This is a genomic window from Embleya sp. L77, from assembly GCF_055557415.1.
This window is the reverse complement of record NZ_CM145710.1, coordinates 1,837,266-1,863,087: the sequence shown is the minus strand read 5'-3', so window position 1 is coordinate 1,863,087 and position 25,822 is coordinate 1,837,266. Positions and strand designations below refer to the sequence as shown.

The window sequence follows — 25,822 nt, the reverse complement described above, 5'->3', positions numbered from 1 at the left end:
CGAGCCCGTCGGCGGGCCCGCGGCCGGCGGTGGGCTGCGCCCCGGAGGTCGCCGGAGGGGCGTTCAGCCCTGTGGGTACCGGTCGATCGGCAGGCCGAAGAAGGGGAACAGATCGGCTCGGTGGAACGTCAACACCGCGGAGACGCCCGCCTTGGTCAGGGTCGGCACCTGGATCGTGTGTGCGTGGAAGGCCCCGTCCCGTCCGCGGGTGTACATCGCGAACGCGGGCCGGCCGTTCGCGGCCGTCTCCACCATGATCCGCTGCCCCTCCCCCGGTCGCAGTTTCGCCGCGAGCAGCCGCAGCACGTCCCGGCGACCGTCGAACCAGGTCGGAATCGGCGGCATCTCCCAACGGGTGTCCTCGGTCAGCAGACCTTCGAGGGCGACCATGTCGGCCCGTTCGAAGGCCTGGGCATACCGGTCCAGCAGTGCCCGGCGCACCGGTTCGTCCGGTTCGGCGAACTGGTCCTCCTCCGGGGCGAGCCGGGCGAGTTCCGCCCGCGCCCGCTGGAGCGTACTGTTCACCGCCGCCGTGGTCGTGCCGAGCAGATCCGCCACCTCGGATGCCTGCCAGGACACCACGTCCCGAAGGATCAGCACCGCACGCCGGCGCGGGGGCAGGTGCTGCAACGCGGCGACCATCGCCAGCCGCAGGCTCTGCCGGGTCCCCACGACCAGCGCCGGGTCGGCGTTCGACAACAAATCCGGGAAGGGCTCCAGCCAGGTCGCCTCCGGGACCGGCGCCTCCAGGTCGTCGGGATCGGTACCGGGAGCGCCCAGCGCGGAGGGCACCATTCGGCGGCTGCTGTGCTTGAGCATGTTCAGGCACACCCGGGTGGCGATCCGGTAGAGCCAGGTCTTGACCGACGAGCGCTGCTCGAATTCCGCGAATCCTCGCCATGCCCGCAGGTACGTCTCCTGTACCGCGTCCTCCGCGTCGTGCAGCGAAGCGAGCATCCGGTAGCAGTGGGCGACCAGTTCACTCCGGTACCGGGCGAATTCGTCCTCCAGGCTCATGCCGCCTCCTCGACCGGCTTCTGCCGGGTGGCCGGACCCGCCGGACTCGTCGGACTCGTCGGACCTGTCGGTTGGGGGGCACGGCGTACCGTGATGGCGAGTCCGGCAAGTGCTCCGAGCAGTGACAGTACGCCGCAGCCGGCCAGGGCTCGGGCGAATGCCGTGGTGGGGGACGCATACCCCCCGCCTTCGGCGAACACGGTTGCCAGGACGGCGACTCCGACGACACCGCCGAGTTGGCGCATCATGGCGTAGATGCCGGAGGCGATGCCGACGGCTTCGCGGGGCAGTGCTCCGACACTGGCGCTCTGCGTCGCCGGCATCGCCATCGAGACGCCGCAACCGGCCACGACCAGCGGCGGCAACAGTTCGACGTAGTCGACCGAGGCGTCGGTGACCAGGGCGATCCAGAACATGCCGACGGCTTGCAGGACGAGCCCGCCCACGACGAGCGGGCGTTCGCCGATGCGGTCCACCAGGCGGCCGGACATCGGCGCCACCAGGAAGAGCGTGGCGGTCCAGGGCAACAGTTGCAGCCCGGCCTTCATCGGTCCGGAGCCGAAGACGGTCTGCATGTACTGGGCGAGGAAGAACACCGCGCCGAAGAGTGCTGCGGTGAGGAGGAAGCCGGCCGCGTTGCCGGCCGAGAACGCCCGCGATCGGAAGTGGGACAGCGGAACCATCGGCTGCGGAGCGCGCTGCTCCCAGGCCAGGAACGCCACCGTCAGCAGGGCGCCGAGGGCGAACGAGCCGAGCACCTCGAAGCTTGCCCAGCCCGCGTCCCGGCCGCGGACCACACCCCAGACGATGCCGAGAACGGCCGCGGAGATCAGGGCGGCGCCGCGGACGTCCACCCGGCGGGCCGGTCCGCGGCTCTCCGGGATCCTGCGGAGCACGAGTGGGATGGCGAGCGCTCCGACCGGCACGTTGATCCAGAAGATCCACTGCCAGGCCAGGCCCTCGGTCACGGCACCGCCGACCATCGGGCCGCTGAGCACGGCCAGGCCGGTCAGGCCGCTGAAGATGCCGATCGCCCGGCCGCGGCGCTCGGGCGGGAAGGCGGCGCCGAGCAGGCCCATCGCCAGGGGCATCACGACGGCGGCACCGACGCCCTGGAGCAGGCGGGCGGTGATCAGCCACGACACGGAGGCCGCCAGCGCGCAGGCGACCGAGGCCACGGAGAAGAGGGCGAGGCCGGTCGCGAACATCCGCCGCCGACCCCACCGGTCGCCGATCGCGGCCGCGGTCGGCATCGACATCGCGAAGGTGAGGCTGTAGGCGTTCACCGTCCATTCCAACTCTTCGATCGAGGCGCCGAGATCCTGCCTGATGGTGGTCAGCGCCGATGCGACCACCAGGGCGTCGAGTGCCACCATCACCGAGCCGATCGCGGTCAGGCCCAGCACCCAACGCTGCTCGACGGTCGTGCGTTCCGTGCTGCTCACGAAGGTCCCTCCAGAAGTTCGCTCTCATGGGTACTGACAACCGCGGAGGGCCGAAGTAATCGTGATGTGCGCGCCGGTGGCGATGAGTTCGCCGAGTTCGCGTTGTCCAAGTCGGTGAGACGACTCGGCGGGACAACCGCTGAGGCGGCTCGGTGAGACGACTCGGTGAGACGGCGAAACCGGCGAGGAGAGCCCGTGAGTACAGCAGTGATCCGCTATCGGACCAGGCCCGAGGCGGCCGAGGAGAACCAGCGCCTGATCGAGAACGTGTTCGCCGAACTGGAGAGCACGGCACCGCCCGGCCTGCGGTACAGCAGCTTCCGGCTGACCGACGGTGTCACCTTCGTCCATGTCGTCGACGGTGACGGCCTCGTCGAACTCGCCGCCTTCCGGGAGTTCCAGCGCAATCTCGGCGACCGCCTGGCCGTCGACGTCAGCCGCGACGATGCCGTCGTGGTGGGCTCGTATGCCTCGGCGGTGCGGCCCGCGCAGGGCTGACGGGGCGGGCGGTGCGTCATCGGTGTGCGCCGGGGGACGACAGGTCTCCCGGCGCGCGCCGAAGGTATGGGATGGCGGAACGCCGGGTCGGGATCGGGGGGGCCGGGAGCGCAACCCCGGGGCCGGGGGCCGGTCTGCCGTCCGCGGCTCACCTGCCCGGCTGGGTATTGAGTCGCGCCGCCTGTCGGGTGAGGTGGTTGCGTTCGGGGAGGCTGGGCGCCGATCGGGCGGCTTCGGCGTACAGGCGGGCCGCGGTCACCAAGTCGCCGTCGCGCTCGCGCAGGTACGCCTCGACGGCGGTGTGGCGGGGCAGGGCGGGGTCGAGCCCGGACAGGGCGGCCAGGCCGGCCCGCGGGCCGTCGGCCTCACCGACCGCGACGGCCCGGTTGAGGCGGGCCACCGGGCTGTCGGTGAGGCGTACCAGTTCGTCGTACCACTCGACGATCTGCACCCAGTCGGTCTCCTCGGCCGTCCGGGCGTCGGCGTGGAGTGCGGCGATGGCGGCCTGGGCCTGGAACTCGCCCAGGCGGTCGCGGGCGAGGGCGGCCTGGAGCACGTCCACGCCCTCGGCGATCAGGCGGGTGTTCCACAGGCTGCGGTCCTGCTCGGCGAGCGGCACGAGCCGGCCGTCGGGAGCGGTCCGTGCCGGGCGCCGTGCGTGGTGGAGAAGCATGAGCGCGAGCAGGCCCGCGACCTCCTCGTGGTGGGTCTCGGCGGCCAGCCGGCGGGTCAGTCGGATCGCCTCGCCGGAGAGGTCGACGTCGCCGGAGTAGCCCTCGTTGAACACCAGGTAGAGCACGCGCAGCACGGTGGCGACGTCGCCGGGTTGGTTGAACCGGACGTCCGAGACGGTCCGCTTGGCCCTGCTGATCCGCTGGGCCATGGTCGCCTCGGGCACAAGATATGCCTGCGCGATCTGCCGCGTGGTCAGGCCGCCGACCGCGCGCAGCGTGAGCGCCACCGCCGAGGCCGGGGTCAGGGACGGGTGCGCGCACAGGAAGTACAGCTGAAGCGTGTCGTCCACCGCCTCGACCGGGCCGGGCGTGGGCTCGACCTCGACGCGTACCTCGCGGTTCCGTCGGGAGGCATCGGCGCGGGCGGCGTCGAGGAACTTGCGCCAGGCCACGGTGACCAGCCAGCCCTTGGCCTCACGCGGAGGATTCTCCGGCCACACGCGCACGGCCTCGACCAGGGCTTCCTGTACGGCATCCTCGGCCGCCGCGAAATCTGCTCCGCGGCGGACGAGGACGCCGATCACAGTGGGGGTGAGGGTCCGCAGCAGGACCTCGTCCACCATGCGTCACTCCGTGATGGTCGTGGGTTCGGAGAAGAACGGGCGCACTTCGAGCCACTCGCCGATCGGCTTCCCGCCCGCGCCCGGAGCTGCGGACAACTCGGCGGCCAGCTCCAGCGCCCGCTGGTGGCTCTCGACGTCGATCACCATCCAGCCGGCGATCAGGTCCTTGGTCTCCGCGAACGGACCGTCGGTGACCGGCGGTCGCCCCTCGCCGTCGTAGCGGACGAACGTGCCCTCCGGGGAGAGCGCCTGGCTGTCGACGTACTCGCCGGTGCCTTCGAGCCGGGCGGCGAAGTCCTGCATGTACTGCACGTGGGCGGAGAGTTCCTCCGGCGTCCACTGGTCCATCGGCACGTCGTTGGCCGGTGCCGGGGCGCCGCGATAGTGCTTGAGCAACAGGTACTTGGCCATCGTGTTCTCCTCGGTGCGGTCCGGCCCATTGTGGCCGGGGTTCACTACGGGGACGCAGCGGCGGGCGGGTTCTCGACATCGTGCCGCGATCTTTTTCGGCGGGGGTGATGCGCGGGGTGTGGGCGGGCGGGTCGGCGGGCCGGGTGGCCGGGCGAGTGGGTGGCTGGGCGAGTGGGTGGCTGGGCGAGTGGGCGGGGGCGGGTGGCGGTCAGGCGCGCCGGCGCTCTTCCCGCTGCCGGATCAGTTCCTCGACGGCGCTCGGCAGAGTCGTCTCGAAGTCGATCAGCTTCGCCCACGTCGGGGTCACCACGATCCGGACCATGCCGTCGTAGAGCGAACGCACCTCCGCCTCCCATTCGACCCGCTGCTCGGGTGTCATCCGGTAGGAGCCGTTCATCCGGAGATACTCCTCCGGGATGCCGTCGACGACGTCCAACTCGGCCCGACCGCGGATGAGCAGGATCTTGGGCGGGTGCACCTCGGTGTCGATGGTCAGGGCCACCGTCGGGTTCGTGCGCAGGGCCGGGAGTTTCGGGGCGTTCTTCGTGGTGCACATGACGACCTCCGAGCCGTTCCAGGTGAACCCGATCGGGATGTTGCGCGGTGTGCCGTCCTTGGCGACGTAGGCCAGGCGGGTCAGGTCGCGGGCCAACAGTTCGCGGCTGATCGGTCGGTTCAGAACCTCGGTGATCTCGTTCGGCTGCACGGCGATTCCTCCTGGTGTCGGGTCGGTTTCGGTGGTCGGGCGAACCTGGCGTCGGGCACGCGCGCTCGGCGGTGGCAACCGGCGGCGGGGCGGGGTCTCTTCGTCCCCGGCAGTCGGCTCGAGTAACCATGCGGCCGCTGCGGGGAGCCGTGCGGATCGCCACGGATCAGTCCACAATTCCCGGGCAGCCGCGCGGACCGCTCGGCAGAGGGTCCGCCGCCTACGGCACCCGAGTCGGATCGTTCTCGCATGGTGGCTTCTCCCCCTTCGTCTCGCGTCCGGCGGCCTGTGGCCTGTGGCTCGCGGCCCGCGGCCCGTCGTGGCCGCCGACATCCCTGGGACGGAGCCGGTGCCAAGTTCTCGACATCGAAGGCGCGCCGATTTCGGAAAGTCGTTTTCCTGCCCCTCCCCGCCCTGGCGGGCGACCGGGTCGGTCGAACGACGCGACCGGAAGGATCACCACCGGGCCGGACACCGCGGAGGACTGGTGGCAGTCGCATACGAAAGCCCACCGGTATCGACACGGGGGAGTCGACGACCGGTATCGACACCGGGGAGCCCACCGGTATCAGGACCGCGGTCCTACTGTTGGCCGATGCGCGCACACCACATCGACCGCCCGGCAGATCTCGACGTGGTCCGGGATTCCTACGACCGGGTGGCTGACAACTACGCCCACATGGTGGTGACGACGGGGGTCGGTGACATCCGTAGCCATCCCTGGCTCAAGGCATCGATCGACGCCTTCGCCGACACGGTGCGCGGGCTCGGGCCCGTCCTCGACGTCGGCTGCGGGCCCGGAACGGTGACCGCCTACCTCGCCGAACGCGGACTCGACGTGTCCGGAGTCGATCTCTCATCCCGCATGATCGAGAACGCGCGCCGTCTTCATCCGCAATGCCGCTTCAGCGTCGCCTCCGCCACCGACCTCGACCTGGAGGAAGCGTCCCTCGGCGGCGTGCTCGGGTGGTGGTCACTGTTCAATCTCCCCCGCGACGTCCTTCCTCAGGTTCTGGCCCTGTTCGCGCGCGCCCTGAAGCCGGGCGGCCACTTCATCACCGCAACACACGTCGGCGACGAAGACGCGCTGCGCACCGAGGCATACGGAGGAGTGCCCGTGCGCTGGACCACGCACAAGTGGCGGCCGGAACAACTCGTGGACCTGATCGAGCAGGCCGGACTGCGCCCCGTCGCCGAACTCCGGCTCCCCGCGGATGAGCAGAGCGGGCCGGGCCTGATCGTCATGGCCAAGCGCCCCGCCTGAAGACCGGCCGGTGGGAGATCCGCCCACTCGGCCGGTGGACGGATCTCCGCCCGCAACCACACACGATCCCACCGGAGTTGCTCGTGGAGGTGTAGGCGGTCAGCCCTTCGGCTCGCATTCGAAGACGTGGTGGCCGGCGGTCGATCGCCATGCGGACAGGACGGTGAAGTGCGCCCGTTCCAGCAGTGCGCGCAGATCGTGCTCACCGAGACCGCCGGTGTCCTTCCCGCACATCACCATCTGAAAGAGCACGTGGGCGGCGTCGGACTCCTGGTCCAGCAGGGGTTCGAGCACGAGCAGCCGAGGCGGGGCGAGGCCGGGTTCACGTGCTTCGGCGGTGCGGCGCATGGCCCGGCCCACGGCGGTCAGCAGGCGTACGCACGTCTCCGGCGGCCAATCGTGCAAGACGTTCTTGAGCAGGTAGCGATCGCCGCCCGCGGGCACCTCCTCGAAGATGTCCGCGGCGCGGAAGGAGATCCGGTCGGCGATCCGTTGCCCGACGGATGCCCCGAGCGTCGTCTCACCCCGCGCGCACACGTCCGGCCGATCGACGCACACCCCTCGAAGGTGGGGGTGGTCGGCCAGCACACCGGCCAGCGTCGTGCCGTCGCCGCCGCCGACGTCGATCAGCGTGTCGACCCCCGTGAAGTCGTACTCCTGCGCGAGCGCGGCCGCCGTCGGGCGAGCCAGTTCCGCCATCGCCGCGTCGAAGATCCGGCCGGTGTCCGGACTTTTCTCCAGGAACTCGTAGAGCGAGACGCCGAAGACCTGGTCGAAGCCCGAGCGCCCGGTACGAACGGTTCCCGACAGGGCTCCGAAGGCGTCGTCGTACGTTTCCGCCGTCAGAATGCACAGATTGCGCACGGACCGCGGATGATCGGCGCGCAGCGGCGCGAACTCCTCGCTCAACGCGAACCCGTCGTGCGCATCCCGGGTGAAGACGCCCCACATGGCCAGCGTCTGCATCAGCCGCGCCATGACCTCGGGATCCGATTCCGTGCGCCTGGCGATTTCCTTCACGGGCAGAGCCCCATCCGCCACGATGTCGGCGATGCCGAGCCTGGCCGCAACCGCCAACGCCCGGGCCGCGCAGCCACCGGCGGCAATCTGCACGACCCGCATCTCGTCCGTGCCGTCCACGTTCGCTCCGTCCGACTGAATGGCACCGCCCACCGGCACCCCGACACCACACCCCAGGACCAACGACCAATGGCCCCGGAAGCAACGCAGGCGCGCCGCCCGGATGGTTGAACACGAGTGCGTCGGCCGTGGGGATCGTGAACGGTGAGAGGCCCCGGCGTGCTGCCGCCCACGTATCGGCGCACGTCGAAGCCGGGCGGGTCGCCGTCGACGGGGCGGCCCGCCTCGTGGGCAACGAGGTACCGCCGGCGTCGAAAGACGACGCGGCAGCCGAGCCGCCCGCTCGACCTATGTCACGTACGACACGTAGATCAGCAGGAGGATCACCGCCACGAGGGCGGAGAGCGCGTAGGCAGCGGTAGAGGAGATCCACACGCGGAACACGTCGATCAGGCCCGCGAACACCATCAACGGGCCGAAGAATACGATGGCAACCCAATCCATGGGCGAGTTCGGTGCGTCCATCTCTCGTGCGGCGAAGAACAGAAAAGCGGGACCGACCAGCGACATGCCGACGCCCGACAGAACCTCTTTCGGAGTGACCTCATCGTCTTCCGGTTCTGCGTCGTCTTCCGCTTCCTCCGTGGAAGACGGTTCCGGGATGACTCCCGTCTCCTGGGAAGTTTTCACGGGGATGGGGGTGTGCCTGGGTGCAGCCGGCGCGGGCGGTGTGCCGGTTTCGGGGTCGTCGTCGTGGGTGGCGGTGGGGCCGGGGGTGCTCAGGGCGGTGGCGGTGGCGCGCAGGATGGCGTGGGTGACGGCGGGGGGCAGCCATCCGATGTCGGCGCCGACATGGGTGGGCGGGGCGGGGATCATCGCGCGGGCGGCCTCGGTGGTGGGTCGGGCCGCGGGGTGCTTCGCGAGGGCGGCCGCGACAAGGGGCGCGAGCGCGGCGGGAAGACCGTCGAGATCGGGTGCGCGGGTGGTGAGGTTGGCGAACAGCACGGGCAGGGTGTCCCCGGGGAATGGGGGACGGCCGGTGGCCGCGTAGGCCAGGACCGCGGCGGCGGAGAAGACGTCGCTCTCGGGTCCGACGTCGGAGCGTTCGAACTGCTCGGGCGACATGAACCCCATCGTGCCCACGGTCTGCCCGGTCCGGGTCAGGCCGGTGGCCCCGCTGGGAAGCGCGATCCCGAAGTCGATGACCTTCGGACCCTCGACGCCCAGGATGATGTTGGACGGCTTGATGTCCCGGTGCACCAGGCCGACCGCGTGGATCTCGGCGAGAGCGACGAACAGGCCCGCCGCCAAGGCAAGCAGTGATGCCTCGGGCAGCGGCCCGAATCGCGTCACCGCCTCACCCAGGGCAACCCCCGGCACGAACTCGGTAGCCAGCCAGGGCACGTCCGCACCCGGATCCGCGTCCACGACCGACGCGGTGAACGCCGACTCCGCACCCCGCGCGGACTCCACCTCCCGAACGAACCGGCGTCGGAACTCGCCCTGGTCGCCGTTCAGCAGGTAGGGATGTACCACTTTCACGGCCACGGCCGCCCCGTCCGGCGCCCGCCCGAGGAACACTCGCCCCATGCCGCCGGACCCCAACAACCCGATCAGCCGGAACCGCCCCACCCGCTGCGGATCCCCACTGCCCAACGCCTCCATCACGCCCCCGTTTCAAGGGCGACTCCGAGGCCGGCGCCGCCCGACGTCACAGGACATCGCACACTCGTCTCCCTCCGCAACCGTTCAACCGAGTTCCGGGGCGCATGCGAGTGGGGCGAGGCTCAGGGTCGTGCGCATCGGTCGGGGCGGTCGCGACCTGCGATCCGGCCTGTGCCTCGGCCTTACAGAATGCATGCGCAAGGGTCCAGGGTGCCGTGGGTGCGCCTCGTTTCCGGAGATCATCGGCAGGTCGCCGTCGAAGCCTTCCCAGGCACTGTGGCGGGTCAACCGGGATGGAGGCGGTCCCACACGGTCGCGATCGCGGATCCGTGGTGGGTGGTTTCGGTGGTCGTCGCCGTCTGGGGTTCGCCTCGGTGTCGGGTTGCCCGAAGAGGAACTCGCCGCCGTGTTCGGGTGGTCGGACGCCCTGCGGGTCGTAGACCCCCGCAGGTGTCGGCCGGCGCATGACGCGGTCCGAATCCGCCACGATGTCGGCGACTTTCCCGTGACCGGGCCGGGAAGCCGGACCGTTCCTGCGAGGGGCGAGGGCGAAACCCGGGCCGTACCCCGCTCCGCGGGAGGCTGCGTGCCGGCGCGACTCGTACTGTTCGGCCATGACGTTTCCCACCGCGCGGTTCGAAGGATGCTTTCCCGAGCTCTTCGGTTTCGTGCTGCTCGATGCCACAGGGCTCGACGATGTCGGTGGAGGCAGCCCTGTCGGCAGGAATCTGCTCCAGTTGTTCAGCACGAGTGAGCAGGGCGATCGGGTCGTCCGTGACGGCATCGCGATTCCCGCGCAGAACATCGATCCCGGCTTCTACACCGTGCTCGTACGCCACGCCCGGAGCCCTTCACCGTGGCAGGACCCCAAGGTGACATCCGCCGGGTGGGTTCTGCACGTCCGGTCGGGAGAGCTGTTGCTGTGCGGCCTGGGCTACCTCACGCAGTGGACGCCCGACCATCCCCGGCATCGTCGCATTTCCGTACCACCCGGCTGGTACGAAGTGGAAGTCCGCGGACACCTCTTGGAGCCCGACGACCCCGACGACGCCGCCTACGAGTTCGTCCTGAGCGGTCCGACCGGCGCCCGGCCCACGTTCCATGCCCACCTCGACCACGGCCTCAACCTCTTCGACAACGACTGATCACATCGGGCTCATTCGCCCAGAGGTCGTCCCGTATGTCGGGGGGTGAGGTCACGGGAACTGGTGCTCGTTTTCGACCTTGTTCGGGCGTGGGCTGTTGATCGTTGAGCTGCGGGTCGCCCGGCTGTCCGTGCCCCGGCTGCCTGTGAGGATGACCCGCCCGGTCTCGACCCGGCGCCGGCGGCCGGCTACCCGCCGTCGACTCGTCGATCGAGGTCGGCGAGGACGAGGTGCCACGGCACTCCCGATCGCACGGCCGGCGAACGCGGTTCAGGCAGACGACCGTGGAAGTCGACCGCGCTCGCCACGGCGCGTGTTCGCCGGTGGAGTTGTGCGCCACCATGTGGAAGTGAACGTCATTTGGGTCTTGTTCGCTCGAAGCCGGCTGATTCGAGGATGTGCGGCGTACCGTGGCGGGAGAGATACACCACACCCCCGGGGGTCGCCGTGAACGTGCCATCCGACCTGTCCATGGGCGAGCGCATTCGTTGGCTGCGTGAGCGTCGCGGAATGAGCCGACCGGTTCTCGCCGGACTCTGCGGACGCGGACCCGATTGGCTCAAGAAGATCGAGAGCGGCGAGCGTCCATTGCGCGACTATCGCCTGCTGCTTCGGGTCGCGGCGAACCTCGGTCTGACCGATCTCGGTGTCCTTACCGGGACGGGCGACGTCATGCAGCCCATTTCGCCCGCGTTGCACCACGAGTCGATCCCGCAGATCTGGACCGCCGTCAAGCGCCGCAATCACACACCCGCCGCGAGTGTGACCCCGGACGTACCGTCGCTCCGAGTCCGGGTGGACGCGGCGTGGGCTCTGTGGCACAGCGCCCGGTTCAACCGGACGCGGATCGGCATGCTTCTCCCCGACCTGATCACCGACGGCGAGACGGCAGTTCGCGTTCTGGACGGCCCGGCCCGTCGCGAGGCGTACGCCGTACTTGCCACCATCTACCACCTCGCCCAGCAGCACATCGCGTACATCGCACCCGCGGAGCTCGTGTGGGTGGTGGCCGATCGCGGGATGTCCGCAGCGCAGTACGCAGACACGCCGGAGGCGCTCGCGGGTGCGGCATGGTGCTACGGCAATGCCCTGCGCGAGGCGGCCGATCCGGGTGAGGCGTTGGCCGTGGTGACCGAGGCCGCCGAGGACATGCATCCACATCTCGACGACATCCCGGATGACGCCCGAGGTCTTTACGGCGCCTTGCGTCTGCATGCGGCGGTCACGCATGCCAGACAGGGCAACGAGGGTGAAGCCTGGGCGAGTTGGCAACGAGCCGACGCGGTGGCGAAGAGCCTGCCTGCGGGCTATGTCCACCGCTGGACGGTGTTCGGCCGAGCCAATGTGGACTTCCACGCCGTGAGTGTGTCGGCCGACCTGCGGGCTGCGGGTACCGCGCTGGACTACGCGGATCGCGCCGACCCGTCCGCGATGCCCAGCATGGAACGCCAGTCCCGTCTGTGGACCGAAGCGGCCCGCAGCCACCTCCAACGCGACGACCACACCGCGGCGTTGCATCTGATGCGCCGCTCAGTAGAGGTGGGCCCCGAGGCGGTTCGCTACACGCCCGCCTCGCGCGCGGTGATCGCCGAACTCTGGCGAACCACACGCGGTCCACTCCACCGCGAGGTGGTGACCCTCGCCGAGGACGTCGGCGTCCTGACCGGCTGACGGGTATACCGGCGGCCCCGGCACATCCGACAGGGACGGTTCGTCCCCCTTCGCCATAGGGGACGAACCGTCCCTGTCGTTGCGTGACCCTCCCATTACGTTCGGATGACTTCCGATCGGCGAGAGGGACGCAATGACTCGGCGCTTGTGTACACATGCCGCGCTCACACTCGACAGTGCACCGACCCTGGATCAGGCCACCGGCGAGCTTCGGCTTCCAATCACCCTCTACGACGTCGATCGAGTCGTGGGCCGCGTCGATCTGGTGGTCTCCGGAATCGAGTCGGCGCCCCCACGATGTCTGAGACCCGACACCACGACCGTGGGCCCATCCGGCTACGGGGACCGGCCCATCGAGATGCGCCTGAAGGACGACGGCGGGCTGACCACGGTCCACTGGACACGCGAGCAGTTCCGTCACATGGTCCAGGCGGGTCAGGCCGAACTGGCACGCACTCTGCCGGGACCGATCATCCAACGCTCCGGCACTCGGGACGACTGTTGACCCCATGCCCGGTTGACGGCGCCGATTTCCGCCCGCATCAAACATGGACCCATGTCCACTTCACCCACCCCGGAGATTACCGTGACCGACACCGAAACGGCCCCCGTGACCGTGACCCTGCCCGCGTGGACTGTGCGGCTTGCGCCGAGTGGGCGGGTGGAGCGGCCGTGGCGGGTCGAGTTCTTCTCGCTCGGGAATCACCCGACGAGCGAGGAACCCGACCGGGCCGCCGCCCACCTCACGGACACCGAAGCAGCCCAGCTCGCCGCCACGTTGATGCGGCCCGGTCACCCCGGTGAGTCCACGTCCGGGCGGGCCCGGCTCGTGCGCGACGGATTCGGGCTGCGGCTACGGGTGTTCGTGGCACCGGTCGAGGACGAGCCCGGTGTCGTCGCCCACGTCCAGGAACACCACCGACTCGTCCTCCTGCACCACCTCGCCCGACACCGACCCGACCTGATCCCCACGGTCACCCCACCCGACCCCCGCGTGTGCCTGGGTCCCGTCCCGATCACCGGCCTGACCGTCGACCAGGCCGGTGAACTCCACACCCGCCTCGGCCGATGGCTCGACAGCGAAGGCATCCGCGCCGCCATCACCGACCGCGACATCATCCACCGCATGACACCCACCGGCGGGGGCTGACCACACGCACCACCATTCGTATCCCTACCTCAGCCCGAAGCACGGACCCGCAGTCGGCAGCGTCCACGGACGTCACCCCGCGGACGTGCCGGCAAGCCTCGTGCATCCGGCTGATCGGTCGCGCAAGCCGACGTGTCCAACGCCCCCGAGAAAGGACCCGCATGCGCCCGGCCAGGTTCGAGATCTTCCTGCGCGAACTGATTGCCGCGTCAGGGGCCGTCGCCGACGTCCGGACTCGCACCGATTCGGAGAGCGAGCGAACGCCGAGCCGGGGGGACTACGGCGTGACTGTCACCCTGCGAGGTGGCGGTTCGGTCGAGCTGATGATCACAGCACAGTCGGCCCCCGGCGACGCGTATGGCGAACCGGAGGCAATCGTAGAGGGCGAACAAGCCGCTCCGATCGCATTGTCCGGTCCGATCGACGGGTCGAAGGTTCGCGTCGCGGATCTGGAGACGTTCCTTGCGTCCGTAATCGTCGGATCCGGAAGTCGCGAGGTCGCCGAGATCAGCCAACGCTTCTCCGAGCAGCAGCCGGCTGGAGCCATCAGTCACGGCACGGTCGTTCGCTTCCACTCCGGCGCGCGGATCTACCTGAACTTTGTGACCGCCCACCCCGCCGGTCAGCGACCGGGCGCGGACTACCAATGCCCGGATGTGATCTGACCCCCGCAGAAACGAATACCGGCCCGACCCTCGGGCAGCACCGGGGCCGGGCCGGATTCGCGTGTCGTCAGTGGCCCTCAGCCTGCCACGCGGACCGTATGTGGTCGCCATGGGCAGGCTCGGCTGCGGCCGTTGGACCGGTTCCGGGGGATCGATTTCAACGTTGGGCCGGGCGACTCGGCCGGGAGGCTGTCAACGCTCGTGATCGGTTCGGGTTCCGGGCCGGTGAGGACGAACGCCCGGCCTGCGCCCGGGATCCGATCGGCGGGATGACCGCGCAGGCAACGATGTGGTGGCAGCCGACGTGCGACACGGGTTCGTCGTTCGTCGTGAGGATCAGGCTTTCGTCGGCGTTGTGTACGTGCCTGCATACGCCGGCTCTCGGGATGGGCCGAGGGTGGGCGTCAGGTGGTGCCGTTTCGGGGGCGTGGGGCGTGGGTTGTGGTGAAGGGGAGGAGTAGGGCGGCGGTTTGTGGGGGGTCCTCCATGATGGGGGTGTGGCCGGAGCCGGGGAGGAGTTCGACGGTTGCGCCCGGGACGACGCGGTAGTCGGCGGCCGATGACGGGCGCCATCGGCGGTCCTGGTCGCCGAAGATCACCTGGAGCGGCTTGCCGAGGGTCTTCAGTCGATCGGGGAGCGTCTGTTGGTCCAGATAGGCGCGGGACGCCTGCATGGACGTGGTGAACGCGTGGTGGGTCATGCCGCGCATATCGTCGACGAGCTCTTGCGGGATTCGAAAGCCCGCACGAAAGGCCGTGGTTGCGAAGTGTCGGACCTGTTCATCGGTCGGCGGCCAGTGCTCGGGGCCGATGGCGGCGGATTCCGTGGCGACGAAGGCGTCCAGGCCGGGACCGGTATTGACGAGCGAAAGCGCGGTCACCAGGTCGGGGCGCTGCTCGGCCAGGGCGGTGGCGGCATAGCCACCGCTGGAATGGCCGACGACGACGGCGTGCTCGACGCCGAGCCGATCCAGTGCCGCGCCGACCGTACGGCCCTGCTCGGTGATCTCGTAGCCGTGGTCGGCCGGTTCGGACGACCGGCCGTGGCCGAGCAGGTCGATCCGGACGACGTGATGCGCCGCGGTCAGCAGCGGAACGAGTCGGTCCCACGAGCGGGTCGAGGAGGCCGACCCGTGGATGAGCACGAGCGCGGGGGCGTTGCGGGGGCCGTCCTGGCGGACGTACATGTCGCCGTTCTCCAGGGGCAGGAGCGAGTCTTCGGTGCTTGCGGCGCTGCCGTTCACCTGCGGTTGATCGTCGGGTGTAGTCATGGGCTCAGCGTCACCGCCCGGGTGTGCCGGTGGATTGCACAAATGTTCCGTCCCCGGGCCCCGCGTAACCTGTGACGATGCGGTCCACCGCGAATGCGCATGAGGATCCGGCTGCGTGGGACGTGGCACGTCCACGCCGGGCCGGCCGGATGGCAGGCGTCGACATGGCCGGGTTCAGTGTTCCCGGCCCGCTCATGGGTGGCTTGCGGGTGGTCCCGCACCCGGCCGTGATGCTGATCCTGGAGTTCGGGGCGAGCCGGCCCGTCGTGGACGACGGCGCCGAGCGGCGGCGTCGGGGAAGTGTCGTTGCCGGGCCGGGGTTCGGGTGCGGAGGCGCGGTCCGGGCGTGGGGCGAAGACGTCGCGTGCGTGCAGGTCCGCCTGTCGCCGGTGGTGGCCCGCACGATTCTGGGCGTCGGCCCGGCCGACCTGGACGGCTCCCTGGTGGACCTGGAGGATCTGTGGGGCCGGGAGGCGTCACGAATTCGCGAGCAACTGGCGGAAGCCCACTCGTGGGAGGACCGCTTCGCGTTGACGGAGGCGCTGCTCGCCCGCCGATACGAGACACGGTCGCCGGTGGATCCGGAGGTGGCCCGGGCCTGGCACCGGATCGGGGTCGGGCGTGGCCTGGTCCGGATCGACCGACTGGCGGCCGAACTCGGCTGGAGCCGCAAGCGCCTGTGGACCCGGTTCCAGGCGCAGATCGGCATGCCGCCCAAGCGCGCCGCGAAACTGGTCCGCTTCGACCACGCCGTGCACCGTCTGGTCGCGGGTGACGCCGCGGCCCGAGTCGCGGCCGACGGCGGCTACACCGATCAGTCCCACCTGCATCGGGACGTCACCGCGTTCACCGGACTGACCCCGGCAACCGTGGCCGGCGAACCGTTCCTGACGATCGACGACATCGCCTGGCCGACCAGGCAACTCCCGGCCACAACCCACGCATCGGCCACCCCCTCGGACCGATGATCGATCGTTTGGCGTTCGGCACGCGGGAGCTCACCTGGATCCCGAGACGGTCGGTGTCGGAAGGGGTCGTTCGCGCACCGGGTCGTGCCGATGCCGATCCAGTGTCCGCCCACCCGCCGTCACCGCGGCGTCCGCGGTGTTCCCAGTGTCCGCGGTGCTCCCGGGTCCGGGTCGGACCCGCGTCCCTCGACAGACGTGACGACGGGTGGCCGGGCGACATGCCGGAACCTGAACGCCCCCGTACGTGCACCGATCAGTGCGACCCGTCGAGCCTTGCGTCGCCTCGACGAACGCGTGATCGTCGCCGCGCTCAGGGCCCGGCATCGCCCGGGAGGGGAACTTACGAGGCGTCCGCGTTCCACGTTCCGGCGGCGGCAGTGGCGCGGGCGTAGTCGGCGAAGTCCCTCGGCGCACGTCCGAGGACTTGGCGGACGCCGTCCTCCAAGTGCGCGTTGCGGCCGTCGAGCACGGTGGTGAAGAGGTAGATGAGGAAGTCGATGTCGTCGTGGGGCAGGCCCGCCTCCTTGAGCACCACCGCGTAGTCTTCCGCGCCGACGGGCACGAAGTCGATCTGGCGTCCGGCCGCGGCCCCGATCTCCGCGACGGCGTCGGCGAAGGTGAGCAGGCGGGGACCGGTCAGTTCGTAGATCCGCTCGTTGTGTCCGTCCTCGGTGAGTACGGCGACGGCGACGTCGGCGATGTCGTCCGCGTCGACGAAGGGCTCGGGGATATCGCCGACGGGCAGGACGACCTCGCCTTCGAGGACCGGCCCCACGAGGAAGTTCTCGCTGAAGTTCTGGCTGAACCAGCTTGCGCGCAACACGGTCCAGGCGATCCCCGAGTCCGCCACGATGCGCTCGCAGGCCTGGGCCTCCTCCTCGCCCCGCCCGGACAGCAGGACGAGGTACCGCACGCCCGCACTCGTCGCCGCCTCGGTGAAGGCCTCGATCGCGGCAGAGGCTCCGGGAACTGCCAGGTCCGGGTAGAACGACACGTAGACAGCGCTCACGTCCCGCAACGCCGGAGCCCACGTCGCCGGATCCTCCCAGTCGAACGCCGGGTCGGCACCGCGTGAGCCCACCCGTACGTCGACATCGCGCTCTCGGAGTCGGTCCACGATCCTGCGACCGGTCTTGCCCGTTCCACCCAATACCAGGATTCGGCTCGAATGCTGCGTCATGTCACGTCCGTTCGGCGTCGCGAATGTGTGCCTCAACGATCGATCAGCCGCAGGCCCGGAACAATAACGTCTTGATCAACTATCGTTGAGCAGCACGCAACGATCAAGAAGGGGGCGGTCGTGGAGCGTTACGAGATCGAGGCATTCCTCGCGCTCACCGAGACGCTGCACTTCGGTCGTGCGGCGGAGCAGCTGGGGGTGTCCACCGGCCGCGTCAGCCAGACCATCAGCAAACTCGAACGCCGCATCGGCGCGCCCCTGTTCGACCGGACCAGCCGTCGCGTCTCGCTCACGACGATCGGCGCCCGTTTCCACGACGATCTGCGTCCCGGCTACGAGCAGGTACAAAAGGCACTGGCGCACGCGATCATGGCCGCCCGCGGCTTCGACGGTCCCCTGCGGGTCGGCTTCCTCGGCGCCGCTGCGGGCGGGTTCGTCATGCAGGTGGCTCGCGCCTACCGCGCCGAACACCCCGCCTCCGACGTGCTCATCCACGAACTCCAGATGAACACCAGCATCTCGGACCTGCGCGATCACCGCACCGACATGGTCCTCAACACCCGCCCCATAGTCGAACCGGACATGGTCACCGGCCCCACCCTGTGGGACGAGCCCCGCTACCTTGCCGTCTCCTCCCGGCACCCCCTGGCCGCCCGGTCGCAGGTCAGCCAGGAGGACCTGACCCGCGTCACGCTGTTGCGCATGCCCGACAACGCGCCCGCCTCCATCTCCGAGGACCGGGTCCCCCGCGTGACTCCGCAGGGGCGGCCCATCGCGCACGGGGCACGCGTGTCCTCCTTCCAGGAGGCGCTGGCCATGGTCGGGGCCGGCGAAGGCGCCTTCACCGTCGGAAGTCAGGTGATCCGCTTCTACACCCGCCCCGACGTGGCCTACATACCCTTCACCGACGCCGCCCCCATCGAATGGGGCTTCCTGTGGCGCGCCTCGCACGAGACCGCCCGTATCCGGGCCTTCCACGACAAGGCCGTTGCCCTGCGGCCGTCACCCCCACACGACAACACCCAAACGGCGATGCGAACTCGCTAGCGCGGCACACCAGGTCGTCGCCGACCGGTCAGCCGCCCGCCAGACCCACGCCCGCCAAGGCGAACTGCACCGTGTGGTCGGCGACTTCGGGCGTGACCGCCGTGCCGGTGCGCAGGTGGTCGTGCAGGGTGGCCAGGGTCAGGCGGTAGACCGCGAGCGCGTCGGCGGCCGGATCCCGGGTCGGCGCCGCGGCCAGGGCCTCGCGGAGCGGGCGGACCATCGCCTCGACCGAGTCGCGTTGTTCGGCGGGGAACAGGTCGGCCAACCGGTCCTGGTGGGCCACGAACGGGCGGGTACGCGCGGCGGCGACCGGATCGCCGGCCTGGGCGAGGACGCCCTCGATCCAGGCCGCGACCTTGCCCGCCGCGTCGGGTGCGGCCGATATCCGGCGGTCCAGGTATGCGGCCATCCGCCGCCGGCCGTCGTCGAGCAGCGCGACGAGCAACTCGTCCTTGGACCGGAAGTGCCGGTAGAACGCCTGATTCGACAGCCCGGACTCGCGCATGATGTCGCGCATCGTCGGATCCAGGCTGCCGGTGCGCTCGACCACCCGGTAGGTCGCGTCGACCAACCGCCGCACCTCCTCCTCGTACGCCGCCCAGCGCGCCTCCAGCGGCCGGCGGACCGCGCTGCCCATCAGACCGGCGGAGTTCGCCGTCGCTTCGATCCCGTCCACCGGCGATCCCCGCTTTCCATCCCACGACGCTCTTGTTTGTCGGAACGCCTCATCCTACTATACGGAACAACGTTCTGACACACGCCTCCACCGTTCCGAACGGCAAGACACACGACACACGACAGACGAGACACGAGACACGTCCCGCAAGGTCCTCCCAGGCATCCGCGAAGGGGTTCCCATGCAGCGCGAGGTTCTACTGACCGGGATCGGCGGCCAGGGCATCCAGCTCGCCACCGCGCTGTTGGCCGCCGCCGCGGTGGCCGAGGGCCGGCATGCGATGTACTTCGGGTCGTACGGCGGCATGATGCGCGGCGGCAACTCGGACACCACGCTGGTCCTGGGCGACGACCCCATCGACAGCCCGCCGACCATCGGCTCGGCCTGGTCCGCCCTGGTCCTGCACCCCGCCCACGCGAGCGGCGTCTACTCACGGCTGCACGACGACGGCCTGCTCGTGCTCAACACGAGCCTGTGCGATCCGGTCGACACACCCGCCATCGGCCGGCTCGTCCCCATCCCCGCCTCGGAGTTGGCCGCGAGCAGCGGCAACGCCTCGGCGGTGACGATGATCGCGCTCGGCGCGTACGCCGCGGCCACCGCGGTCGTCGGCCTGGACACCCTCCTGGCCACGGCGGCCGAGGTGCTGCCGCCGTACCGAATGCAGCACGCCGAGGGCATCCGCGGCGCACTGCGGGTGGGACACGCGCACGCCGGACCGGCGCTGCGGGCCTGGCCGGTGTGCGCATGACCGCCCGCGAACCGGCCGCCCGCGAATTCGAGGCCGCCCGCGAACCCGCCGCCCACCCGGAGGGCCCCGTGCTCAGCAAGGGCACCCTCGTCATCGACGTCGACGCCTGCAAGGGCTGCGACCTGTGCATCGACGCGTGCCCCGTGGACGTGTTGCGGATGACCGTCGACGACGTCAACGACCGCGGCTACCGCTATCCGCAACTGCTGCCGGGTTGCATCGCCTGCAAGGCGTGTTCGGCGATCTGCCCGGACTTCGTCTTCCAGGTCTACCGGTACGACGAACCCCGCGACGAAACCGGAGGCACCAGCGGATGAACACGATCGGCCCTCGGCCACCCGTACTGCCCGGTTCGGCCGCCATCGGCGAGGCGATGATCGCGGCCGGTTGCCGGTTCTTCGCCGGATACCCGATGACGCCGTTCACCGAGGTGCTCGAACACATGGCCGCCCGACTGCCCGAGGTCGGCGGCGTCTGCGTCAACGCGGAGAGCGAGTTGGAGGCGGTCGGGATGGCGTGGGGTGCCGCCGCCACCGGTACGCCGGCCGCGACCGGATCGACCGGGCAGGGGCTCTCGCTGATGCAGGAGTCGCTGGCCGAGATCGTCTATGCACGGCTTCCGCTCGTGGTGCTGAACATGGCCCGCGCGCAGGGCGACTACTTCCAGGCCACGCGCGGCGGCGGGCACGGCGACTACCGACACCTCGTACTCGCGCCGTGCGATGTGCGCGAGGCGGTCGAATTGACCCAATACGCGTTCCATCTGGCCGAGTTCTGGCGCAGCCCGGTGCTGGTGATGGGCGACTACTACCTGGCCCACACGCACGTCTCGGTCGACGTCCGGCCCCGCGACTTCGGCCCGCTGCCCGCGCGGGACTGGGCCCTGGACGGCTCGACGGGCGGTACCGGGGCGGCCAGGCTCGTCTCGCCGCTGTCCGACCGCAAGCAACGGCACGCCGGCGATCGTACGGACGCCGGCTACGACCTGGCCGAGTTCTACACCCGGCACGGCGGCGCGATGGAGCGCATGGTCGCCGAGACCGAACCCCGCGCGGAGACCGGTTTCCTGGCCGATGCCGAGGTCGTGGTGGTCGCGTACGGGACGCCTGCGCTGTACGTGCGTCAGGCCGTCCGCGAGCTGCGGGCGCTGGGCCTGCGGGTCGGCTACGTGCGTCCGATCACGCTGGTGCCGTTCCCGAGCGAGATCGTGCGCGCCGCGGCGGCGGGCGCGCGGCTGGTCGCCGTGTACGAGAACAGCGGAGGACAGATGGTGGACGACGTACGCCTGGCCGTGCTGGGCGCGGCGCCGGTGCGGTTCATCGGCCGGCTCAGCCTGGATTCGTCCGGCTTCGGCATCGCGCCCGACCTCGAAGTCGGCGCGATGCGGCGCCGGATCGAGGCCGCGTTCGGGCCGGACGACGACGGACCGGCGAGGGCTCCGGATCCGCACGCCCACCCGGCCGGCGATTCCCGCCGAGCGGCGGACCCGCGATGAGCCCCGGAACGCCGACCGGCGGCGAGTCGGTGACGGACCCCGGAACGCCGAGCGGCGACGGGTCGGTGACGAACCCCGGAACGCCGACCGGCGGCGGATCGACAACGAGCCCCGGGACTCCGACGGCGCCGCCCCGAACCGGCCCGCAGCCCGCCGGGCGTCGCGAACTGCCTGTCCTGACCACCACGACCGCCGCGCCCACGTGCGGCGCCCGGCTCGTGCACGACTTCACCCCCGACCTGATCGACGTCGGGGCGCACCACCTGTGTCCGGGGTGCGGCGAGCCGATCGCGATGCGCTCGATGGTCGAGCAGGTCCAGGAACTCGACCAGGTCGCCAAGGCGATCGCGGTGTTCGGGATCGGCTGCTACACGGCCTACTCCAACAACCTCGACATCGAGGTCCTGCAAGCACTGCACGGCCGGGCGCCGTCGCTGGCGACCGGCGTCAAGCGCTGCCGGCCGGACACTCTCGTGTTCACCGTGCAGGGCGACGGCGACATGGTCAACGAGGGCCTCCAGGAAGTGCTGCACACGGCGGCGCGCGGCGAGAACGTCACGTGCTTCATGCTCAACAACGGCGTCTTCGGCGAGACCGGCGGGCACATGACCGCCACGACCGTGCTCGGCCAGCGTACGAAGAACACCCTCGGCGGGCGCGACGCGGCCGAACACGGCTACCCGATCCGACTCGCCGATCTGATCGCCGAACTCGACGGCGCCGCGTACGTCGCGCGCGGCGCGGTCAACGACATCGTCAACATCACCCGCACCGCCCGGATGATCAAGAACGCGTTCCGCACCCAACTGCGCGGCGACGGCTTCTCGTTCGTGGAGATCCTGACCATGTGTCCGACCGGCTGGTTCGTGGACACCGCCGCCGCGCCGGACTACCTCGCGAACACCCACGCCGCCACGCACACCCTCGGCGTGCTGAAGGACCGGAGGACCTCCGCGTGACCCACCCGCCCGAGCCCGAGCACGGGCCCGTCCCCGACGCCCCCGAGCAGCCGCCCATCGTCGTCGGCATCATGTACCCGTCCGCCTGGGACATCCGTCCCGCATCCGAGCTCGCGGCCGATCTGGACGCGGTGCGCGCACTCGATCCCAGGCTGGAGATCGTGGACTGCCGCTACGTCGAGCCCGAGGAACTGCGCACCGCGCGCGGCCGGCCGGACGCCGCGACCCACCCGGGGCTGCGCGAACTGGCTCCCGCGTTGACCGCCGAGCAGCGCGACCTGCTGGCCCGGGCCGAGATCGTGCTGGTGGCCGACCTGCCGTTCGACGTGGCGGACCTGGCGCCGAGGTTGCGCTGGGTGCAGAGTTGCGCGGCGGGCAACGGGCAACTGCTCTCGGCGGGGCTGCCCACCGATCGCATCCGGCTGACCACGGCGGCGGGCGTGAACGGCGCACCGATCGCCGAGTTCGTCTTCGCCCGGCTGCTCGCGTTCTTCAAGCGGCATCGCGACCTGGATGCGCTCCAGGACGCGCGGCGCTGGAAACCCGCCTTCGGCGGGCTGGTCCGGGGCAAGACCCTCGGGCTGATCGGCGTCGGTGGGATCGGCTCACAACTGGCCCGCCGGGCACAGGCGTTCGGGATGACCGTGCATGCGACCCGGCGGCGTGTGGAGGTGCCCGCCGAGCACGTGGACCGGCTCTTCCGCCCGGACGACCTGCACGAGATGCTGGCCGGCTGCGACGCGGTGGTGTCGGCGGCACCGGAGACGGCGGACACGGTCGGCACGATGAACGCCGCCGCGTTCGCCGCGATGCGCGAGGGCGCGTTCTACTGCAACGTCGGTCGCGGCTCGTTCGTCGTCGAGCCGGACCTGATCGCCGCACTGCGCGGCGGCCGGTTGGGCGGCGCGGCGCTGGACGTGGTCGCGGCCGAACCGCTGCCCGCCGACGACCCGCTGTGGGACGCGCCGAACCTGTACCTGTCCGCGCACTGCTCCAGCGCGGCCCTCGAACACTTCACCGAGGTGTTCCGGCTCTTCCGCGACAACCTGGCCCGGTATCTCGCGGGCGAGGAGCTGCGCAACCGGGTCGATCCGGATGCGGGCTGCTGAAGGCCGCCCGCCCCGCCCCGAATGGGCGATGCCCGAAGGCACCGCCCGCGTGATCGACCGACCGACCCATTGATCCACCCACTCACCCAAGGACGGATCGGATGAGCGACGAAACCACACCCGCAGCAGCGGAGCCGGCCGCCGAGCGCACTCTCGGCGGGATCGGTACCCGAGTCCTGTTCGAGGACGACAAGGTCCGCATCTGGGAGTTGGAGCTGGCTCCGGGCGCGCGCAGCGACGCGCATCGGCACGATTTGGACTACTACCTGATCCAGATCGCGGGCGACCGGATCGCGGTCGAGCCGGAACCGGACAGCCGGGGCGAGTACCGCGAGTACTTCGCCGCCGACGTGGTGCCCGGCGTGGTGGTGCCGATGCGGCGCGGCGGCGTGGAGACCGCGGTCAACGTCGGCGAGGAGCGCTATCACGAGATCATCGTCGAGCTGAAGGACCGCTGAACCGGCCGACGCGACACGGCACGACATGGCTTGACACGGCACGGCAACGGCAACGGCCGGGCGCGGCCCAGCGTGGCCCGGCACGGTAAGGCTCGACCGCCGACGAAAGGGCATGACGATGGGGCACGACGGTCTGGTGATCGGCGCCGTGTTCACGGGTGCGGCCCGGGCCGTCCCGGACCGGCCGGCCGCGGTCCTGGGGGACGACGCGCTCACCTTCGGCGAACTGGACGCGGCGGCTCATCGGACCGCACGTACGCTGCGCGCCATCGGCGTCCGGCGCGGCGACCGGGTCGCGTGTTGGAACCGGACCACGCTCGACGTGCTGCCCGTGTTCGTGGCGCTGGCCCGGATCGGCGCGGTCTACGTCCCGCTCGGCCCGACCCTGTCCGCCGCCGAGGTGACCGCGACGGCCCGGGTGGCCCGGCCCGCGCTGCTGATCGCCGACGACACCGTGCCGGGCGCGGCGGTGGGGGCCGCGATCGCGGTACCGGTGATCGGGCTGGGCACCCCTGCGGATCCGGCGGGCGCGGCGCCGACCCGGCCGGCCGCGCCGGTGGCTCGGGACGCACCGGCGACGGCAGCAGCACGGGCGACGGCAGCCGCGCCGACGCCCGACGTCGCCGAGGGCCCGGACGAGACCGACCCGCACGTACTCTTCTTCACCTCCGGCAGCACCGGTCGGCCCAAGGGCGTGATCCTGTCCCACCGCACGAACGTGCTGCGCACCCATCCCGGTTCGCAGCTCGAACCGCGCGGCGCGATGGTGTGCCCGTATCCGCTGTTCCACATGGGCGCGTGGACGATCGCGCTGCAACAGTGGCAGGCGCGCGACACGGTGGTCCTGGTCGCCAGGGCCGACGGCGCGGAGATCGTCTCGGCCGTGCGCCGACACCGCGCGACCCGGCTCAACTGCGTGCCGGCGGTGTGGCAACGGGTGCTGGACACGCTTGCGGCGGAGAAGCGGTCCGGGCCCGGCGGGGGCGGCCGGCTGGAGACGTTGCGCTTCGCCGACACGGGTACGTCCCGTACCCCGCCGGAGTTGCTCGCGGCCATCGCCGAGGCCGCTCCGAACGCGGTGCTCCGGGTCTTCTACGGCTCGACCGAGGCGGGCAACGTGGCCGCGCTGGACGGCGTGGACGTACCGCGCAAGCCCGGGAGTTGCGGCGTGCCCAGCCCGTACCAGGACGTCGAGCTCGGTCCGGACGGCGAGGTGTGCGTGCGCGGACCGCTGCTGTTCGACGGCTACTTCGACGACGAGACGGCCACGCGCGCGGTGTTGCGGGACGGCCGCTACCACACCGGCGACCTCGCGACGGTGGACGCCGACGGCTACCTGAGCATCGTCGGCCGGGTCGGCGAGCTGATCCGCACCGGCGGCGAAGCGGTCGCGCCGGGCGAGGTCGAGGCGGTGCTGGCACGGGCCGAGGGGGTCCGCGAGGCGGCCGTGGTCGGCCTGCCGGACCCGACCTGGGGCGAGCTGATCTGCGCGGTCGTGGTGCCCGGCGATCCCGCGAACCCGCCCGACCTCGCCGCGTTGCGCGCCGCCTGCGCGGGTCGCCTGGCCGCACACAAACATCCGCGCCGGGTGGTGCACGCCACCGAACTGCCCCGCACACCCGCGACCGGACAGGTGCTGCGCCGGCGCCTGGTCGAGCGGATCGTGGCGGAGGACGGATCGGGGCCGGACCCCACCCGGTGGCTTACGGCCGAGGAGGAATCGGGCCCGGTCGACGGATCGCCGCGGTGAAAGCGGTGGGCGGCGCGGCGAGCGTGCGGGCGCGGCGGACTGTGCGCGTCCGCCGGCCGCTGTGGACGCGCCGAACGGCGTGGACTACGCGGACGATACGGACCCGCCCGACCCGCGATCCGTCGCACCGATCACCGACAATCC

At 70.7% G+C, this 25,822-nt stretch carries 26 protein-coding genes; 16 read left to right on the top strand and 10 right to left on the bottom strand.

Annotated elements, in window-relative coordinates:
* Positions 1-63: 63 nt before the first annotated feature.
* Both ACZOOI_RS38035 and ACZOOI_RS38030 read right to left on the bottom strand, forming a co-directional pair.
* Positions 64-1,017, bottom strand: coding sequence for a sigma-70 family RNA polymerase sigma factor (locus ACZOOI_RS38035; protein ID WP_465281380.1), 954 nt, complete (start codon positions 1,015-1,017; stop codon positions 64-66).
* Positions 1,014-2,462: a DHA2 family efflux MFS transporter permease subunit gene (locus tag ACZOOI_RS38030; RefSeq protein ID WP_465281379.1), complete on the bottom strand. Its 1,449-nt coding sequence runs from the start codon at positions 2,460-2,462 to the stop codon at positions 1,014-1,016. Before ACZOOI_RS38030 ends, ACZOOI_RS38035 begins: the two co-directional genes overlap by 4 nt.
* A gap of 195 nt (positions 2,463-2,657) precedes the next feature.
* Between ACZOOI_RS38030 and ACZOOI_RS38025 the strand changes: the two genes are divergently transcribed.
* On the top strand, positions 2,658-2,960 hold the full coding sequence (locus tag ACZOOI_RS38025; protein WP_465281378.1) for a hypothetical protein: 303 nt from the start codon (positions 2,658-2,660) through the stop codon (positions 2,958-2,960).
* Positions 2,961-3,108: 148 nt separating this feature from the next.
* On the opposite strand, the gene ACZOOI_RS38020 is transcribed toward ACZOOI_RS38025, so the two are convergent.
* The 3 genes from ACZOOI_RS38020 to ACZOOI_RS38010 form a co-directional block, all read right to left on the bottom strand.
* Positions 3,109-4,254 (bottom strand): RNA polymerase sigma factor, encoded by a 1,146-nt coding sequence (locus ACZOOI_RS38020; protein WP_465284128.1) that lies wholly within the window; start codon positions 4,252-4,254, stop codon positions 3,109-3,111.
* A gap of 6 nt (positions 4,255-4,260) precedes the next feature.
* Positions 4,261-4,668, bottom strand: a complete 408-nt coding sequence (locus ACZOOI_RS38015; RefSeq protein WP_391585827.1) for a YciI family protein — start codon at positions 4,666-4,668, stop codon at positions 4,261-4,263.
* A gap of 208 nt (positions 4,669-4,876) precedes the next feature.
* Positions 4,877-5,374: a pyridoxamine 5'-phosphate oxidase family protein gene (locus ACZOOI_RS38010; protein WP_465281377.1), complete on the bottom strand. Its 498-nt coding sequence runs from the start codon at positions 5,372-5,374 to the stop codon at positions 4,877-4,879.
* Between the two features lie 595 nt (positions 5,375-5,969).
* Between ACZOOI_RS38010 and ACZOOI_RS38005 the strand changes: the two genes are divergently transcribed.
* Positions 5,970-6,638: a class I SAM-dependent methyltransferase gene (locus ACZOOI_RS38005; protein ID WP_465281376.1), complete on the top strand. Its 669-nt coding sequence runs from the start codon at positions 5,970-5,972 to the stop codon at positions 6,636-6,638.
* 99 nt (positions 6,639-6,737) lie between these two features.
* On the opposite strand, the gene ACZOOI_RS38000 is transcribed toward ACZOOI_RS38005, so the two are convergent.
* Complete coding sequence (locus tag ACZOOI_RS38000) at positions 6,738-7,778, bottom strand: methyltransferase (protein ID WP_465281375.1); 1,041 nt, start codon at positions 7,776-7,778, stop codon at positions 6,738-6,740.
* 288 nt (positions 7,779-8,066) lie between these two features.
* Complete coding sequence (locus ACZOOI_RS37995) at positions 8,067-9,383, bottom strand: serine/threonine-protein kinase (RefSeq protein ID WP_465284127.1); 1,317 nt, start codon at positions 9,381-9,383, stop codon at positions 8,067-8,069.
* A gap of 614 nt (positions 9,384-9,997) precedes the next feature.
* On the opposite strand from ACZOOI_RS37995, the gene ACZOOI_RS37990 reads away from it, so the two are divergent.
* The 5 genes from ACZOOI_RS37990 to ACZOOI_RS37970 all read left to right on the top strand — a co-directional run bounded on the left by ACZOOI_RS37990 (position 9,998) and on the right by ACZOOI_RS37970 (position 14,014).
* Positions 9,998-10,528, top strand: coding sequence for a hypothetical protein (locus ACZOOI_RS37990; RefSeq protein ID WP_465281374.1), 531 nt, complete (start codon positions 9,998-10,000; stop codon positions 10,526-10,528).
* Positions 10,529-10,975: 447 nt separating this feature from the next.
* Positions 10,976-12,199, top strand: coding sequence for a helix-turn-helix domain-containing protein (locus ACZOOI_RS37985; protein WP_465281373.1), 1,224 nt, complete (start codon positions 10,976-10,978; stop codon positions 12,197-12,199).
* Between the two features lie 133 nt (positions 12,200-12,332).
* Positions 12,333-12,704 carry a hypothetical protein gene (locus ACZOOI_RS37980; RefSeq protein ID WP_465281372.1) on the top strand — a complete coding sequence of 124 codons (372 nt, stop codon included), beginning with the start codon at positions 12,333-12,335 and terminating at the stop codon, positions 12,702-12,704.
* 51 nt (positions 12,705-12,755) lie between these two features.
* Positions 12,756-13,349: a hypothetical protein gene (locus ACZOOI_RS37975; protein WP_465281371.1), complete on the top strand. Its 594-nt coding sequence runs from the start codon at positions 12,756-12,758 to the stop codon at positions 13,347-13,349.
* A gap of 161 nt (positions 13,350-13,510) precedes the next feature.
* The gene (locus ACZOOI_RS37970; protein ID WP_465281370.1) at positions 13,511-14,014 is read left to right on the top strand and encodes a hypothetical protein; all 504 of its coding nucleotides are present in this window, start codon (positions 13,511-13,513) and stop codon (positions 14,012-14,014) included.
* A gap of 404 nt (positions 14,015-14,418) precedes the next feature.
* Here ACZOOI_RS37970 and ACZOOI_RS37965 read toward each other — a convergent pair whose 3' ends face one another.
* Positions 14,419-15,285: an alpha/beta fold hydrolase gene (locus ACZOOI_RS37965; protein ID WP_465281369.1), complete on the bottom strand. Its 867-nt coding sequence runs from the start codon at positions 15,283-15,285 to the stop codon at positions 14,419-14,421.
* Between the two features lie 77 nt (positions 15,286-15,362).
* Here ACZOOI_RS37965 and ACZOOI_RS37960 point away from each other — a divergent pair, with 77 nt between their 5' ends.
* On the top strand, positions 15,363-16,253 hold the full coding sequence (locus ACZOOI_RS37960) for a helix-turn-helix domain-containing protein (RefSeq protein WP_465281368.1): 891 nt from the start codon (positions 15,363-15,365) through the stop codon (positions 16,251-16,253).
* 340 nt (positions 16,254-16,593) lie between these two features.
* Here ACZOOI_RS37960 and ACZOOI_RS37955 read toward each other — a convergent pair whose 3' ends face one another.
* Positions 16,594-17,433 (bottom strand): NAD(P)H-binding protein, encoded by an 840-nt coding sequence (locus tag ACZOOI_RS37955; RefSeq protein WP_465281367.1) that lies wholly within the window; start codon positions 17,431-17,433, stop codon positions 16,594-16,596.
* Positions 17,434-17,553: 120 nt separating this feature from the next.
* Between ACZOOI_RS37955 and ACZOOI_RS37950 the strand changes: the two genes are divergently transcribed.
* On the top strand, positions 17,554-18,480 hold the full coding sequence (locus tag ACZOOI_RS37950; RefSeq protein ID WP_465281366.1) for a LysR family transcriptional regulator: 927 nt from the start codon (positions 17,554-17,556) through the stop codon (positions 18,478-18,480).
* A 28-nt stretch (positions 18,481-18,508) separates the two neighbouring features.
* Here the strand turns inward: ACZOOI_RS37950 and ACZOOI_RS37945 are convergent, their stop codons facing one another.
* Positions 18,509-19,156, bottom strand: a complete 648-nt coding sequence (locus tag ACZOOI_RS37945; protein ID WP_465281365.1) for a TetR/AcrR family transcriptional regulator — start codon at positions 19,154-19,156, stop codon at positions 18,509-18,511.
* Positions 19,157-19,337: 181 nt separating this feature from the next.
* Between ACZOOI_RS37945 and ACZOOI_RS37940 the strand changes: the two genes are divergently transcribed.
* From ACZOOI_RS37940 to ACZOOI_RS37910, 7 genes are all read left to right on the top strand, one after another.
* Positions 19,338-19,907 carry a 2-oxoacid:acceptor oxidoreductase family protein gene (locus tag ACZOOI_RS37940; protein WP_465281364.1) on the top strand — a complete coding sequence of 190 codons (570 nt, stop codon included), beginning with the start codon at positions 19,338-19,340 and terminating at the stop codon, positions 19,905-19,907.
* Complete coding sequence (locus tag ACZOOI_RS37935) at positions 19,904-20,224, top strand: 4Fe-4S dicluster domain-containing protein (RefSeq protein ID WP_465281363.1); 321 nt, start codon at positions 19,904-19,906, stop codon at positions 20,222-20,224. The genes ACZOOI_RS37940 and ACZOOI_RS37935 overlap by 4 nt, the downstream gene beginning before the upstream one ends.
* Complete coding sequence (locus ACZOOI_RS37930) at positions 20,221-21,402, top strand: hypothetical protein (RefSeq protein ID WP_465281362.1); 1,182 nt, start codon at positions 20,221-20,223, stop codon at positions 21,400-21,402. The genes ACZOOI_RS37935 and ACZOOI_RS37930 overlap by 4 nt, the downstream gene beginning before the upstream one ends.
* Entirely contained in the window at positions 21,399-22,361 is a 963-nt protein-coding gene (locus ACZOOI_RS37925; RefSeq protein ID WP_465281361.1) for a thiamine pyrophosphate-dependent enzyme, read from the top strand. Before ACZOOI_RS37930 ends, ACZOOI_RS37925 begins: the two co-directional genes overlap by 4 nt.
* Positions 22,358-23,470 carry a D-2-hydroxyacid dehydrogenase gene (locus tag ACZOOI_RS37920; RefSeq protein WP_465281360.1) on the top strand — a complete coding sequence of 371 codons (1,113 nt, stop codon included), beginning with the start codon at positions 22,358-22,360 and terminating at the stop codon, positions 23,468-23,470. Before ACZOOI_RS37925 ends, ACZOOI_RS37920 begins: the two co-directional genes overlap by 4 nt.
* 101 nt (positions 23,471-23,571) lie before the next feature.
* Positions 23,572-23,928, top strand: coding sequence for a cupin domain-containing protein (locus ACZOOI_RS37915; protein ID WP_465281359.1), 357 nt, complete (start codon positions 23,572-23,574; stop codon positions 23,926-23,928).
* A 112-nt stretch (positions 23,929-24,040) separates the two neighbouring features.
* Positions 24,041-25,678: a class I adenylate-forming enzyme family protein gene (locus tag ACZOOI_RS37910; RefSeq protein ID WP_465281358.1), complete on the top strand. Its 1,638-nt coding sequence runs from the start codon at positions 24,041-24,043 to the stop codon at positions 25,676-25,678.
* The last annotated feature ends 144 nt before the right edge of the window (positions 25,679-25,822 follow it).